Source organism: Acidovorax sp. Leaf160, assembly GCF_001424265.1.
GTDB lineage: Bacteria > Pseudomonadota > Gammaproteobacteria > Burkholderiales > Burkholderiaceae_C > Paracidovorax.
Map to the genome: position 1 here is coordinate 174,365 of NZ_LMOV01000002.1, position 12,671 is coordinate 187,035.

General features: G+C 66.3%; 19 protein-coding genes. All 19 read left to right on the forward strand.

The window, feature by feature from the left end:
- The first annotated feature begins 3 nt into the window (after nt 1-3).
- The 19 genes from ASF94_RS02835 to ASF94_RS02925 all read left to right on the forward strand — a co-directional run bounded on the left by ASF94_RS02835 (nt 4) and on the right by ASF94_RS02925 (nt 12,629).
- Nucleotides 4-438: a recombination protein NinB gene (locus ASF94_RS02835; protein ID WP_235505237.1), complete on the forward strand. Its 435-nt coding sequence runs from the start codon at nt 4-6 to the stop codon at nt 436-438.
- Complete coding sequence (locus ASF94_RS02840) at nt 435-1,010, forward strand: recombination protein NinG (protein ID WP_056661264.1); 576 nt, start codon at nt 435-437, stop codon at nt 1,008-1,010. Before ASF94_RS02835 ends, ASF94_RS02840 begins: the two co-directional genes overlap by 4 nt.
- Complete coding sequence (locus tag ASF94_RS21085) at nt 1,007-1,183, forward strand: hypothetical protein (protein WP_156382406.1); 177 nt, start codon at nt 1,007-1,009, stop codon at nt 1,181-1,183. The genes ASF94_RS02840 and ASF94_RS21085 overlap by 4 nt, the downstream gene beginning before the upstream one ends.
- Nucleotides 1,177-1,728 carry a hypothetical protein gene (locus ASF94_RS02845; protein WP_056661267.1) on the forward strand — a complete coding sequence of 184 codons (552 nt, stop codon included), beginning with the start codon at nt 1,177-1,179 and terminating at the stop codon, nt 1,726-1,728. Before ASF94_RS21085 ends, ASF94_RS02845 begins: the two co-directional genes overlap by 7 nt.
- A 188-nt stretch (nt 1,729-1,916) precedes the next feature.
- Nucleotides 1,917-2,240 carry an HNH endonuclease signature motif containing protein gene (locus tag ASF94_RS20610; RefSeq protein ID WP_082492943.1) on the forward strand — a complete coding sequence of 108 codons (324 nt, stop codon included), beginning with the start codon at nt 1,917-1,919 and terminating at the stop codon, nt 2,238-2,240.
- Nucleotides 2,241-3,016: 776 nt separating this feature from the next.
- Complete coding sequence (locus ASF94_RS02860; RefSeq protein ID WP_235505238.1) at nt 3,017-3,367, forward strand: HNH endonuclease; 351 nt, start codon at nt 3,017-3,019, stop codon at nt 3,365-3,367.
- Nucleotides 3,368-3,863: 496 nt separating this feature from the next.
- Nucleotides 3,864-4,184, forward strand: a complete 321-nt coding sequence (locus tag ASF94_RS02865) for a hypothetical protein (RefSeq protein ID WP_056661275.1) — start codon at nt 3,864-3,866, stop codon at nt 4,182-4,184.
- Entirely contained in the window at nt 4,184-5,896 is a 1,713-nt protein-coding gene (locus ASF94_RS02870) for a terminase large subunit (RefSeq protein WP_056661278.1), read from the forward strand. The genes ASF94_RS02865 and ASF94_RS02870 overlap by 1 nt, the downstream gene beginning before the upstream one ends.
- On the forward strand, nt 5,893-7,188 hold the full coding sequence (locus ASF94_RS02875) for a phage portal protein (RefSeq protein WP_056661280.1): 1,296 nt from the start codon (nt 5,893-5,895) through the stop codon (nt 7,186-7,188). Before ASF94_RS02870 ends, ASF94_RS02875 begins: the two co-directional genes overlap by 4 nt.
- Before the next feature lie 3 nt (nt 7,189-7,191).
- Complete coding sequence (locus ASF94_RS02880; RefSeq protein WP_056661285.1) at nt 7,192-8,052, forward strand: head maturation protease, ClpP-related; 861 nt, start codon at nt 7,192-7,194, stop codon at nt 8,050-8,052.
- Between the two features lie 10 nt (nt 8,053-8,062).
- On the forward strand, nt 8,063-9,253 hold the full coding sequence (locus ASF94_RS02885; protein WP_056661288.1) for a phage major capsid protein: 1,191 nt from the start codon (nt 8,063-8,065) through the stop codon (nt 9,251-9,253).
- A gap of 66 nt (nt 9,254-9,319) precedes the next feature.
- Nucleotides 9,320-9,520, forward strand: a complete 201-nt coding sequence (locus ASF94_RS02890; RefSeq protein WP_056661291.1) for a hypothetical protein — start codon at nt 9,320-9,322, stop codon at nt 9,518-9,520.
- Nucleotides 9,517-9,852, forward strand: coding sequence for a head-tail connector protein (locus tag ASF94_RS02895; protein WP_056661295.1), 336 nt, complete (start codon nt 9,517-9,519; stop codon nt 9,850-9,852). Before ASF94_RS02890 ends, ASF94_RS02895 begins: the two co-directional genes overlap by 4 nt.
- A 1-nt stretch (nt 9,853) precedes the next feature.
- Nucleotides 9,854-10,174: a phage head closure protein gene (locus tag ASF94_RS02900; protein WP_056661297.1), complete on the forward strand. Its 321-nt coding sequence runs from the start codon at nt 9,854-9,856 to the stop codon at nt 10,172-10,174.
- Nucleotides 10,174-10,611, forward strand: a complete 438-nt coding sequence (locus tag ASF94_RS02905) for an HK97-gp10 family putative phage morphogenesis protein (RefSeq protein ID WP_056661300.1) — start codon at nt 10,174-10,176, stop codon at nt 10,609-10,611. Before ASF94_RS02900 ends, ASF94_RS02905 begins: the two co-directional genes overlap by 1 nt.
- The gene (locus tag ASF94_RS02910; protein ID WP_056661303.1) at nt 10,608-10,970 is read left to right on the forward strand and encodes a DUF3168 domain-containing protein; all 363 of its coding nucleotides are present in this window, start codon (nt 10,608-10,610) and stop codon (nt 10,968-10,970) included. The genes ASF94_RS02905 and ASF94_RS02910 overlap by 4 nt, the downstream gene beginning before the upstream one ends.
- An 87-nt stretch (nt 10,971-11,057) precedes the next feature.
- Nucleotides 11,058-11,705 (forward strand): phage tail tube protein, encoded by a 648-nt coding sequence (locus ASF94_RS02915; protein ID WP_056661306.1) that lies wholly within the window; start codon nt 11,058-11,060, stop codon nt 11,703-11,705.
- A gap of 103 nt (nt 11,706-11,808) precedes the next feature.
- A complete protein-coding gene (locus ASF94_RS02920) occupies nt 11,809-12,291 on the forward strand; it encodes a phage tail assembly chaperone (RefSeq protein ID WP_056661309.1) in 483 nt (160 codons plus the stop codon).
- Nucleotides 12,292-12,323: 32 nt separating this feature from the next.
- The gene (locus ASF94_RS02925; RefSeq protein ID WP_255355204.1) at nt 12,324-12,629 is read left to right on the forward strand and encodes a DUF1799 domain-containing protein; all 306 of its coding nucleotides are present in this window, start codon (nt 12,324-12,326) and stop codon (nt 12,627-12,629) included.
- Nucleotides 12,630-12,671: the final 42 nt, after the last annotated feature.

The following is a 12,671-nucleotide window of genomic DNA, read 5'->3' on the forward strand; positions in this document are numbered from 1 at the left end:
TCCATGCGGGAGCCCGTCCAGGCCCACAAGGCGCTGATGCACGCGTGGACGCACGCAAAGGCTTGGCTGATGGCTGGGCATCGCCTGGTGCTGGAGGTGCGACCAGAGACCCGGCGAGACGGTCACAACCGCCATTTCCACAGCCTGATCGGCCAGATCTCCCGGCAGCTGGGCGGCCAGTTGGCTGATGCAGAGGATGCCAAGCGCATCCTGATCTCGGCCTTCAAGATTGACACGCGCAACGATCCCGACCTGGCTGAAGACTGGGCCAAGTTCGGCGAGGTTCGCATGGGGCACGGTCTGCGCGGCGAGGTGGTGCTGATGGGCGTGCAGTCGCGCGACTTCACCATCAAGCTGGCCCGCGCCTTCATCGAATGGCTGTACGCATTCGGTGTGGAGCAGGGTGTCCAGTTCAAGGCCTGGGAGGGCGACCAGTGACCTTCCGCCGCACCCGCTGCCCGCACTGCAAGGGAAAGCTCGAAGCCGGCCAGCGCATCCACCCGGACTGCATCGACGGCTACGCCGAGGCCCAGGCCGCCAAGGCCGAGCGCGCCGAAGCGAAGAAGGCCCGCGCCGCCGCCAAGGTGGAGAGGGCGGAGACGCGCCGGCGCAAGGAGGCAGCAAAGCGTCAACCGCAACTCATGGCCGAGGCCCAGGCCGCATTCAACGCATTCATCCGCGCCCGGGACGAGGGAATGCCGTGCATCTGCTGTGGCAAGCCCTTCGAACCGATGAAGCCGGGCGGGTCGGTGGACGCAGGTCACTTCCGCAGCCGCGGCGCTGCTGGGCACCTCCGCTTCCATGAGGACAACTGCTTCGCCCAAAGAAAGAACTGCAATCGCCCGGGCGGCACGACCTACGCCGCTTTCCGGGCCGGCGTGGTCGCCCGCATCGGAGAAGGGCGAGTGCTGGCGCTGGAGCAAGACAACGGCGTCCACAAGTGGACGCACGACGAGCTGCGCGGCATCCGCGATCACTACCGGGCGGCGCTCAAGGAGCTGCGCGCATGACCCGCCCGCCGCGCTTCGTCCCGCCGCCCTGCAAGTTCTGCGGCGCTTGGACTGAGGTGCTGGAGACGCGCCGCTACCCCGATGGCACCGCCCGCCGCCGCATCCAGTGCGGCAACAACCACCGATTCACCCTGCCCGAAGAAGTAACGCGAAAGAAGAAACGACCATGCTGAACGAAACCCCCCGCACCGTGGAAGAGGCCTACATCAGCGCGGGCTCATCCACGAACCTCCGCGTCGAGGCCGACCGCATGGGCGACGCCGACATCCTGATCGCCGCCGGTTGGGCGCCTTGCATGCTGGGCGGCCAGCTCACCCGCTTGCGGCGCGAGTGGGACGGCTGCAGCAAGCCGCCGCTGTGCTCGGTGACCGACGCCAAGCTCGTGATGGGTAGCCTGAAATCGCTGGGCGGCGTGCTGGACGCGCTGACCGTCTGGGCCCAGGCCAAGCGCAACCCCGAGCCGGCGCGCTTCGCCCTGGCCATCACCTCGCACTGGCTGAGCGACACTTGCAATGCCTGCCAAGGCCGGGGCAATGAGTCGATCCCCGGCACGCCGAAGCTGGGACGGACTTGCAAGAAGTGCGGCGGGAGCGGTAAGGCGGCGGTGCCGATGGGGCAGGACGGGCGCAAGGCGCTCAACATGCTGGACCACTGCGTGACGCGCGCCGGGGCCTCGATGCGAAAACGCTTGCGCGCATCGATGGGCAGGCCAGCATGAGAAAGAACGCTTCGTTGGAATTGACCCAGGAGACTTTGCGGAGCCTTCTGGATTACGACGCTGGCACGGGGATCTTCCACTGGAAGGTTCGCCGACACAGCGTTGCCCCTGGCAGTGTCGCGGGGAGCAGCGATGACAAGGGGTATGTGCGTATCTGGGTCTGCCAGCGGGCGTAAAAGGCGCATCGATTGGCTTGGCTGTACGTGAACGGTGCGTGGCCTGACGGGCAGATTGATCACATCAACGGAAACAGGGCTGATAACCGTATCGCCAATCTGCGGGTGTGCTCGAACGCCGACAACGGCCAAAACCGAGGGGTGAACGCGAACAACCGCTCGGGCTCGCCTGGTGTTTCGTTCCACAGCAAGGCGCAGAAATGGCAGGCGCACATCGGTATCCAGGGCGTGCGACACGCACTCGGGTTTTTTGCCTCGAAAGAAGACGCTGCGGCTGCATACGTGGAGGCAAAGGCGCAGCTCCACCAGTTCAATCCGTCGATTCGTCTTGCATGAACCTCGGGCGTCGGTTTATACTGCAGCCGTCGATTGCACAGCCTGCTGAGGCTGTCGCCCGGCGACTCTCTGCTCGACACCCGAAGCCCCGCACGTAGCGCCTTCGGCAGGACTCGACGGAGAAGCTCGCCCAAAGATTTCAAAGCCACCCTTGCGGTGGCTTTCTGCTTTCTGGCTGCGGATAGATTGGCCCGCCGACAGGGGGCGCACACAAGGGCCGCCCTGTGGTGCGGAGGCTAGGACTTGACCGGAGCAGCAGGTTGGGCAAAACGCTGAAGCACAGCGATGTCCGTCCCCAGGGCATTCCGACTTCCATCCCCGCCGATTTGAAAGTAGGCGCCGCTCTGGGTTGCAACTTGCATGAAACCCGCGAAGCAATCAGCGGGAAGCGACATCGACCCCACTGCGGAATTGTCCGCAAGCTGAAACGATGGGCCCTGCAGCTCTGACGATGAGCTGAATCCGATGAAGAGGGATGTCTCTCTCTGTCCCTCGCGATGGCCGTTGAGCTCAATCACTCCAGTGGCTCGCGGTAGCGCATAGAAGGGCGAGAGGAAGGGCTGGCCGCCGCCGAGCGCCAAACACCGCGCCGACTTGACCCGGAACCGGACGTAGCTTCCCCACGCTGCGGACAGGTCCAGAGGGACCATTTGGGGCATGCCCGATGAGTAACCGGGGCGGCGATGTAGTGGGTGCATGGTCATGGGCCAGTATGCGCCATAGCGATCAAAGGTCGTTCGACGTGCTCCGAGCCGTAGCCCGATGAGAGCCAGAACATGACCAAGCCCCGCATCCCCGCTGCTGCCACCCGCATCCCCATGGCCCAGGCCACTCGGATGCAGCAGGCGCCGCGCATCGGGGCCACGCACCGGGACCGGGGCAGAGTCAGGCAGGAAGCCCGGCTGCGCATCTGGCTGAGGGACGGTCCCAACTGCAAGGGCTGCAACAAGCTGATCGACATCACGCCCGGCACACCTGACCCCTTCGAGCTGGACCACACCGTCCCGCTCTGGAAGGGTGGCAAGGACGCCGACCACAACCGCCAGTGCCTGTGCCCTGACTGCCATGACGCCAAGACGAGGGGCGAGGCAGCGGAGAGGGCGAGGGCTGGCCACCCCCGGGATTGAGGGCAACCCGGCTGCTCAGTCGAGGGGAGGCTGATCGGGATCCCGCAAGCTCGCCTGGAGCAGTGCAGTCTCGACTGCGCCCCGGTCCAGTAGTCGAACCATTCCATCTTTGTGCAGGGCGTAGCCGCCGGACGACCAGCTCTGCCCAAGCGCTCCGATGACGCCGCGATACTGGATCGTCCCGAGGAAGTCCCAGCCGGGTAGTGAGAACGGTTGGTAGGCCCGCCATCCAGGGCCTACTGTCACTGCAACAGACGATCGGTTGCCAGGGTGATCCTCGTAGGGCATCTGATGATTCTGCCTCAAGGTTATGACTCTTAGGTGGCGTCAGAGAGCCTCCACGGCCCGCCTAACCCGTCCCAGCGGCGTGCGTAGGGCTGAAGGGCCAGGGGCAGGGGGGTGGGTGAAAGGCTGAAAGGCTTTGCCCCGGATACCGCACTGTTCCGCACGGAGGGAAATTTTCTCCCGTATTCAAATTAATCAAATGGAGTAGGTCATGCCCGGAGTCAAAGGACGGAGCGGCGGCGCCCGTCCTGGGGCTGGCCGCCCGAAGAAGGACCCTGCCGACGATCTGACGATTGCCACGAATGGCAACCAGACGCCGGCCGAGTTCCTGACAGCTGTGTACAACGACAACATGGTGGCCGACAAGCTGCGGATCGACGCGGCGAAGGCCCTCCTGTCGGCTGAGGTGCGGCGCGCCGAGAACGGCGGCAAGAAGGAGCAGGCCAAGGCGGCGGCGAAGACGGCCGGCGCTGGTCGGTTCGCTTCGGCCGCCCCTCCGAAGCTGGCAGCCGCTGGCGGTAAGAGGGTCTGATGCCCGAATGGACAACCGCATGCCCAGACTGGGCGGATCGCCTGCGGGCGGGTCGGTCGATCATCCCGGCACCCATCTTCCCGGACGAGGCCGAGGCCGGCCTGTCCGTTATGCGCGAGCTGCGCATCGTGGACGCGCCCGGCAGCCCGAGGATCGGCGACGCCAGCGGCCAGTGGGTGTTCGACCTGGCGGCCTCGATCTTCGGCGCCTACGACGCAGAGAGCGGCCGGCGGCTGATCACGGAATGGTTCGTGATGCTGCCAAAGAAGAATTTCAAGTCCGGCCTGGCCGCTTCGATCATGCTCACCATGCTGATCCGCAACTGGCGGAAGTCGGCCGAGTTCACCATCCTGGCGCCCACCCTGGAGGTCGCGCACAACAGCTTCGGTCCCGCGAAGGACATGGTGACCTACGAGGAAGACGGCGACGACGGCGAGCTGGCCGATCTGGTGCATGTGCAGACGCACATCAAGACGCTGACGCACCGCGAGATGAACGCCACGCTGAAGGTGATCGCCGCTGATGCGAACACCGCGGCAGGCAAGAAGTCGGTGGGCGTGCTGGTCGAAGAGCTGTGGCTGTTCGGCAAGCAGGCCAACGCCAAGGACATGCTGCGGGAGGCCACCGGCGGCCTCGCATCGCGGCCCGAGGGCTTCACGATCTACATCACCACCCAGAGCGACGAGCCGCCGCAGGGGGTGTTCAAGGAAAAGCTGGAGTACGCGCGCGACGTGCGCGACGGCAAGATCATCGATCCCCAGTTCGTGCCCATCCTCTTCGAGCACCCGCCCGAGCTGGTGCGCAGCGGCGAGGCCCGGCTGCTGGAGAACCTGCCCATGGTGAACCCGAATCTCGGGTACTCCGTGGACCGGGCCTATCTGGAGCGCGAGTTCCGCAAGGCCGAAGCTGAGGGCGAGGCGTCGCTGAAGGGATTCCTGGCGAAGTACGGGAACGTCGAAGTCGGCCTGAACCTGCGCAGCGACCGCTGGCTGGGCGCCGACTTCTGGGAGGCCGCTGCTGTCCCGGTGTTCACGCTGGAAGAGCTGCTGGAGCGCTGCGAGGTGGCCACCATCGGCATCGACGGCGGCGGCCTGGACGACATGCTGGGACTGGCGGTGGTCGGGCGCGAGATCGGCACCGGCCGCTGGCTGGTCTGGACGCGCGCCTGGCTGCACCCGATTGCACTGGAGCGCCGCAAGTCGGAAGAATCGCGCTACCGCGACTTCGCCAAGCAGGGCGACCTGGTGCTGGCCGCGCAGGTGGGCAAGGACATCGCCGACGTGGTGGGCATCGTGTCGCAGGTCGTGGAATCTGGCCTGCTGGACAAGGTGGGCGTGGACCGGGCGGGGCTCGGTGGCATCTACGACGCGCTGGTGGGCACGGATGACAAGGCGGGCCCGGTCAAGGCCGACGAAGTGGTGGGCATCCCCCAGGGATGGCAGCTGCAGGGCGCGATCAAGACAGCCGAGCGCCACCTGGCGGCGAAGCGAATGGTGCACAGCGGCCAGCCGTTGATGGCTTGGTGCGTGGGAAACGCGAAGGTGGTGGCGGTTGGCAATGCCATCTCCATCACGAAGCAGGCCAGCGGATTCGCCAAGATCGACCCGCTCATGGCGCTCTTCGACGCCGTCTATCTCATGGCTCTGAACCCGGAGGCAAAAGGCGGCCTGGATGACTGGTTGAGCAACCCAATACGGACGGGCCGGGCATGAAACAACGACCAAAAACCGGCATCGTCAGCCGCGTGCGCGCGGCCATCGACGGCTGGGTGCGATCCTTCAGCCTGCGGGACAAGGATCTCTACACCGACCGCGAGATGGACAGCGAGGCGGGCGTCGATGTGACGCCCAAGGCTGTGATGCAGGTGGATGCCGTCTGGAGCTGCGTGCGGCTGATCTCCGAGACCATCGCGACGCTGCCGCTGTCGATGTACGAGCGCACGTCGGTGGGAAAGAAGATCGCCAGCCAGCACCCGCTGCACTTCATCATCCACGACCAGCCCAACAGCGACTCCACGGCGTCGGTGTTCTGGGAGGCGGTGGTGGCGTCGATGCTGCTGCGCGGCAACGGGCGCGCCGAGAAGCTCATGGTGGGCGGCCGGGTGGTCGGGCTCATGTTTCTGGACCCGAACAAGCTGGTCATCACGCGCAACGTCAACGGCAAGAAGATCTACCAGTACCCGCGAGCAGACGGCACGCCCCGCGAGATCCCCGTCGACCGCATCTGGAACATCCCGGGCTTCACCCTGGACGGCGAGACGGGTGTTTCGGTGATCGCGTACGGCGCCAAGGTCTTCGGGTCCGCAATGGCGGCAGAGCGCGCGGCGGCCCGCACGTTCCGCAACGGCCTGCTGCAGACCGTGTACTACAAGGTGTCCACCTTCCTGAAGCCTGACCAGCGGAAGATGTTCAAGGCCGAAATTGTGGGCTCGGCGGAGCGGGGCGAGACTCCGTTGCTGGAAGGTGGGACCGATGTGGGCACCATCGGCATCAAGCCCTCGGACGCCCAGCTGCTGGAGTCGCGCTCTTTCAGTGTGGAGGCGATCTGCCGCTGGTTCCGCGTGCCGCCTTGGATGGTGGGGCACACGGAGAAGTCGACCAGCTGGGGGACCGGCATCGAGCAGCAAATGATCGGCTTCCTGACTTTCACGCTGGCCCCCTGGCTCAAGCGGATTGAGCAGGCCATCAGCAAGGACCTGCTGACGCCGGCGGAGCGGGTGCGCTACTACCCCAAGTTCGCCGTCGAGGGCCTGCTGCGCGCCGACAGCGCCGGCCGTGCCGCTTTCTTCGGCGTGATGGTCGACAAGGGCATCTTCACCCGCGACGAGGTCCGCGAGCTGGAAGACATGCCCGCGATGGGCGGTAACGCCGCGGTGCTGACCGTGCAGTCGGCCATGACCACGCTGGACGCCCTGGGCCAAGACGGCGGGGCGGAACAGATCAATCAGGCCCGGGCCGCTATCCGCGCGCTCCTGGGATTCGAAGACGAGCCGAAGAAGGGCTGATCCATGAGCATCAAGAATTTGCCGGGCGCACCGATGGGCCGCCCGAGCGCCAGCGTGCGCAGCGAGATCCTGCCGCGCGCCCTCGACCGGTGGAATCCGGAGGTGCGCGCCGCTGACAAGGACGAGGAACGCACGATCAGCATCTACGACGCCATCGGCTACGACCCATGGACTGGCGAGGGCGTGACGGCCAAGCGCATCGCCAGCGCGCTGCGCAGCCTGGGCAAGGGTCCGGTGACGGTGAACCTGAACAGCCCGGGCGGCGACATGTTCGAGGGGTTGGCCATCTACAACCTGCTGCGCGAGCACGAGGGCGAGGTGAACGTGAAGGTGCTGGGCCTTGCGGCATCCGCCGGCTCGGTCATCGCGATGGCCGGCGACACAGTGCAAATCGCCCGTTCCGGCTTCCTCATGATCCACAACGCCTGGGTGGTGGCCGCCGGCAACCGCAACGACCTGCGCGAGATCGCGGCCTGGCTGGAGCCCTTCGACGCTGCGATGGGCGACATCTACGGCGCGCGCACCGGTCTGGAGTCCAAGGCCATCGCCAAGTTGATGGATTCCGAGTCCTGGATCGGCGGCAGCGCGGCCATCGAACAAGGCTTCGCCGACGAACTGCTCGCATCCGACCAGGTGGGCAAGGGCCAGGGCAGCGCCAGCGCCAGCGCCGTGCGCCGCATCGAGGCCGGGCTGCGCGCCAGCGGCATGCCGAAGAGCGAGGCCATGCGCCTCATCAGCGAAATCAAGTCCAGCGCGGGTGATCCCGCTGGCGGCGGTGAGGGCGATCCCACCGGACGAGTCGACCCCGGCTCTCTCAGTGCAACTGCGGCCCTGGCCGCTTCCCTCATCTCCATCCAATCCTGAAAGGCCCACCATGGCACTCGAACAAGACATCCAGACGATCAACGCAAGCCTGAAGGCGGTCGGCGATCAGCTCAAGGCGCAGGCCGAAGCCGCTGCCAAGGACGCCAACCTGACCACTGAAACCCGTGCGAAGGTGGACGACCTGCTGCTCAAGCAAGGCGAACTGCAGGCGAGCCTGCAAAGCACCCAGCAGGCGCTTGCCAAGCTGGAGAACAACGGCGCCGGCGGCGACGTGCAGCACCAATCCCTGGGCGCGCAGTTCGTGGCCAGCGACGACGTGAAGGCATTTCTGGGCAAGACGACGCCGCGCGGTCGCGTCGACATGACGGTGCAAGCCGCTATCACCAGCGTGACCACCGACACCGACGGCGCCGCTGGCGATCTGGTGCAGGTCACCCGCTTGGCTGGTGTGCAGGCGCTGCCGCAGCGCCGGATGACGGTGCGCGACCTGCTGACCCCCGGCCGCATGGACGGCAGCGCCCTGGAGTACGTGAAGGAAACGGGCTTCACGAACAACGCGGGCATGGTGGCGGAAATGGCCAAGAAGCCCGAGTCGACCATGAAGTTCGACCTGGTGAGCACCACCGCCAAGGTGATCGCGCACTACATGAAGGCCTCGCGCCAGATCCTGAGCGACTCGTCCCAGCTCGCCAGCCTGATCGATGGCCGTCTGCGTTACGGTCTGGCCTTCAAGGAAGAGCAACAGCTGCTGAACGGCGACGGCACCGGGCAGAACCTGCTGGGCATCATCCCGCAGGCCACCGCCTTCGCTGCGCCGTTCGACCCGGCCGGCACCGAGACGAACATCGACAACATCCGCCTCGCGTTCCTGCAGGCTGAGCTGGCCGAGTTCCCGTCGACCGGCGTGGTGATGAACCCCATCGACTGGGCGCGCATCGAGCTGACCAAGGACACGACGGGCCGCTACATCATCGGCAACCCGCAGGGCGTCATCGGCGCCACGCTGTGGAACCGCCCGGTGGTGACGACCCAGGCCATCGCCGTGGACAAATTCCTGGCCGGCGCCTTCAAGCTGGGCGCGCAGATCTTCGACCGCTGGCAAGCGCGGGTCGAGGTGGCGACCGAGAACGAGGACGATTTCGTGAAGAACATGGTCACGATCCTGGCGGAGGAGCGCCTGGCGCTGGCCGTGTACCGCCCCGAGTCGTTCATCTACGGCGACTTCGGCAACGTGACCTGATCGCCCGTCGGCACAAATGCAGGGCCCGCTTCGGCGGGCCTTTCTTATTCCCCGAAGGAGAACGACATGCTCATCAAGTTCAAGAAGCCGGACCCTCGCGCGGGCACCGTCGCCCAGATGGACAGCAGCCTCGGCCAGCACTTCATCGAGCGCGGCTACGCTGATCTGCACAAGGAGCAGGCTGCGGCGGCGCCTGATGTGGCTGCGCCAGCGGAGTCCGCTCCTCAGGCCGCTGACACGCCCAAGGCTGGGCGGGGCAAGAAGTGACCCTGGTCGACCTGCCGACCGCGCTGGCTCACCTGCGCATCGACGCCGGTGAAGAAGATGCTCTGGTCACGCTCTACCTGGGCGCGGCCGAGGCCTCCGCCGTCGAGTTCCTGAACCGGAACGTGTACGTCGACCAGGCGGCGCTGGAGGCTGCCGACGAGCCGCCCGAGACTCTGCCTATGGTGGCGAACGCGGCGGTGCAGGCCGCCATTCTGCTGATCCTGGGCCACCTGTACGCCAACCGCGAAGAGGTCGCGCCCGGCACGATGACGAAGGTGCCGTTCGGCGCGCACGCGCTGCTGCAGCCGTACCGCATCGGCCTGGGGGTGTGACATGCGCGCCGGAGACCTGAACCGCCGCATCACCATCCAGCGCAAGGGCGCAGGCACCGACGACTGGGGTACGCCCCTGCCGGAATCCTGGGACGAGGTGGCCAAGGCCTGGGCGAGCATCCGCAACCTGTCGGGCCTCGGCGCGATCAAGGCGGACGCCCAGGCGGCGGTCGTGAAGACCTCCATCCGCATCCGCTACCGCGCCGACGTGGCTGCCGGCATGCGCGTGCTGCACGGCACCACGGTCTACGACATCAAGGCGGTGCTACCGGATGAGGCGGGGCGCGAGCACGTGGATCTCGTCTGCGAGGTGGTGAGCTGATGACCACGAAGGTGAACGTCGATGGCTTCGTGCAGGGCCTGCGGGCGACCCGGGCCAAGATCCGGCGCGCGGCGCGCCCGGCGGCCCAGGCGGCGGCGGAGCACTGCTACTCCCTGGCGAGGCTCTACGTCCCCATCTCTGAAGAGGCGCACACCTTCTACGGCCGCCAGTCGAAAAAGACCGGCGTCACCTACCACTTCAGCCCAGGCACCCTGCGCGACGCGATCTACCAGGTCTATTCGAAGTCGAACAGCACCGCGGGGCGCGCGACTTATCACCTGTCGTGGAACCACACCAAGGCCCCGTACGGGTACATGGTCCACAACGGCACGAGCAGGGCGCCCGCCCACCCCTTCATCACGCGCGCCATGAACGCCGGCAAGCCGGACGCGCTCAAGATCATGAAGGCCGAATTCATCGCGAGGGTGCAGGAATGAGCATCGAAACCCTGGTCGTCGCGGCGCTGAAAGCCCGGTGCCCCAACGTGTATCTGGTCGTTGCGCCCAACGGCGCGCCGCCCCCCCGGCTGGTGATCCAGCACGCGGGCGGCCGCACCCTGCGCTACGCCGAGAACACTTCCAACCTGCGAAACATCCTCCTGCATGTCTCTGCCTGGGCGAAGAGCTCGCCCGCTGCCTTCGCGCTGATCCGCCAGGTCGAAGAGGACCTGTGCGCACACCCGACGCTGCAGGTGGATCCCCAGGGTGAGCCTGACGCCGGCATCGCCGACGGCGCAGACGCTGATTCGCTCTACGGCGCCACGCAGATCTTCTCCATCTTCGGCCCGCGCGACTGATCACCGGCCTCCGCGCCAAACCGCCCGCAAGGGCTTCCACCGACGCCCGCACATGCGGGCTTTTTTTCGTCCCAAGAAAGGCCCACCATGGCACGCACTCCCACCGGCACCATCCACTCGGTCGCCACCGCCCTCGCTGTTGCGAAAACCATCACCGGCATCTCGAATGCCGCCGAAGCCGTCGTCAGCTCTGTCGGCCACGGCTACAGCGTCGGCGACATCGTCCTGGTGACTTCCAACTGGGGCCGCCTGAACTTCCGCGCATTCCGTGTGAAGTCCGTTCTGGCCGACAGCTTCGTGCTGGAAGGCGCGAACACCACCAACACCGAATTCTTCGCCCCCGGCGGCGGTGGTGGCTCGGTGCGCAAGGTCGCCAACTGGGTGGATCTGGACCGCACCATGAACCACAACTCCAGCGGCGGCGACGCGAAGACCGTGAACGTGAAGTTCATCGAGTCCGACGTCGAGATCGCCCTGAACGACGGCTTCACGGCTGTCCAGCGCACCTTCGACATGGACGCCGACATGATCGGCACGCCTGCCTACAACGCGCTGAAGACGCTGTCTGAAACCGGAGCAGACACGGTGATCCGCCGCCGCACCCGCGCCGGCGCCGTCTCCCTGGTGCCCGCCACCGTGAGCTTCAACGAGGAAGAAACCCTCACCGAAGGCCAGATCGTGACCGTGAAGGGCACGTTCAACGCCCAGAACATCAGCACGCGCTACGCCGCCTGATTACCGGGCTCCGGCCCACCCTCGCACCGACTGCAGCTCGCTTCGCTCTTCGCAGGGCGGGCGGGCTGCGGCACGGGCTTCTGCAACCCTGCGAAAGACCACCATGGCAAAAGAGAAAACCGTTCCCGTCACCGTCCTGACCACCCTGGGCGACCAGGTGCCCACCTTCGAGATGCCCATCACGCTGAAGAAGCTCGACGGCTCCGACGTGCAGTTCAAGGTCACCTGCAAGGCCCTGCGCAAGACCGAATGGGCCGGCCACCGCGATGCGCGCCAGCGCGCCCTGTTCGAGGGCATGCAGGCCGCCAACAAGAAGGCCGAGGAACTGACCGCCGCCGGCGGCGACGCGCCTTCGTACATCGAGACGGCCATCGCCAACATCGAGACCTATGGCGCCGAGGCCGGCATCCGCGAGGGCATCACGCTGGACGCCGCGCTGATCCTCCAGTTCGCCGAGGGCTGGAGCCTGACCGAGCCCCTGACCGCCAAGACCCTCGAGCTCATGGAAGACAAGTTCGGCGGCTCGCTGGGCAACATCATCGGCGCCTACGACAAGGCCATCTACCAGGGCCGCCTGGGAAACTGAAGCTGATCGGCCGAGCTCTGCACGAGCCGCCGATCACCGAGGCCGAAGCCCGGGCGGACGGCTTCGAACTCGAAGACTACGAGGCCGAGATCACCGAGCTCGAGGTGTGGCCCGACAACGAGCTCGCGACCCGGCTCTTCCGCCAGGTGGGCACCCGCTGGCTGTTCCCTGCCATGGGCGGAGTGCCGGTGGGCCTGCGCTGGGAAGCCATCTATCCGCTGATGGACCGGGCGGGGCTCGATGACGACGAGTGGAATGACCTGCACGAATCGCTGCAGGTGCTGGAGAGCGCGGCCGTGGTGACCATGCACGAGTTCGCGCCGAAACCGGAAAAGTAGGAGCCGCTTCGGCGGCCCTTTCAACACACGAGCCCTGCCGCA

Excerpts from the sequence above, each read along its gene's own strand:
- ASF94_RS02835 (WP_235505237.1), top strand. The coding sequence starts at position 4 with ATGCGGGAGCCCGTCCAGGCCCACAAGGCGCTGATGCACGCGTGGACG.
- ASF94_RS21085 (WP_156382406.1), top strand. The coding sequence starts at position 1,007 with ATGACCCGCCCGCCGCGCTTCGTCCCGCCGCCCTGCAAGTTCTGCGGC.
- ASF94_RS02845 (WP_056661267.1), top strand. The coding sequence starts at position 1,177 with ATGCTGAACGAAACCCCCCGCACCGTGGAAGAGGCCTACATCAGCGCG.
- ASF94_RS02860 (WP_235505238.1), top strand. The coding sequence starts at position 3,017 with ATGACCAAGCCCCGCATCCCCGCTGCTGCCACCCGCATCCCCATGGCC.
- ASF94_RS02865 (WP_056661275.1), top strand. The coding sequence starts at position 3,864 with ATGCCCGGAGTCAAAGGACGGAGCGGCGGCGCCCGTCCTGGGGCTGGC.
- ASF94_RS02870 (WP_056661278.1), top strand. The coding sequence starts at position 4,184 with ATGCCCGAATGGACAACCGCATGCCCAGACTGGGCGGATCGCCTGCGG.
- ASF94_RS02875 (WP_056661280.1), top strand. The coding sequence starts at position 5,893 with ATGAAACAACGACCAAAAACCGGCATCGTCAGCCGCGTGCGCGCGGCC.
- ASF94_RS02880 (WP_056661285.1), top strand. The coding sequence starts at position 7,192 with ATGAGCATCAAGAATTTGCCGGGCGCACCGATGGGCCGCCCGAGCGCC.
- ASF94_RS02885 (WP_056661288.1), top strand. The coding sequence starts at position 8,063 with ATGGCACTCGAACAAGACATCCAGACGATCAACGCAAGCCTGAAGGCG.
- ASF94_RS02890 (WP_056661291.1), top strand. The coding sequence starts at position 9,320 with ATGCTCATCAAGTTCAAGAAGCCGGACCCTCGCGCGGGCACCGTCGCC.
- ASF94_RS02900 (WP_056661297.1), top strand. The coding sequence starts at position 9,854 with ATGCGCGCCGGAGACCTGAACCGCCGCATCACCATCCAGCGCAAGGGC.
- ASF94_RS02905 (WP_056661300.1), top strand. The coding sequence starts at position 10,174 with ATGACCACGAAGGTGAACGTCGATGGCTTCGTGCAGGGCCTGCGGGCG.
- ASF94_RS02910 (WP_056661303.1), top strand. The coding sequence starts at position 10,608 with ATGAGCATCGAAACCCTGGTCGTCGCGGCGCTGAAAGCCCGGTGCCCC.
- ASF94_RS02915 (WP_056661306.1), top strand. The coding sequence starts at position 11,058 with ATGGCACGCACTCCCACCGGCACCATCCACTCGGTCGCCACCGCCCTC.
- ASF94_RS02920 (WP_056661309.1), top strand. The coding sequence starts at position 11,809 with ATGGCAAAAGAGAAAACCGTTCCCGTCACCGTCCTGACCACCCTGGGC.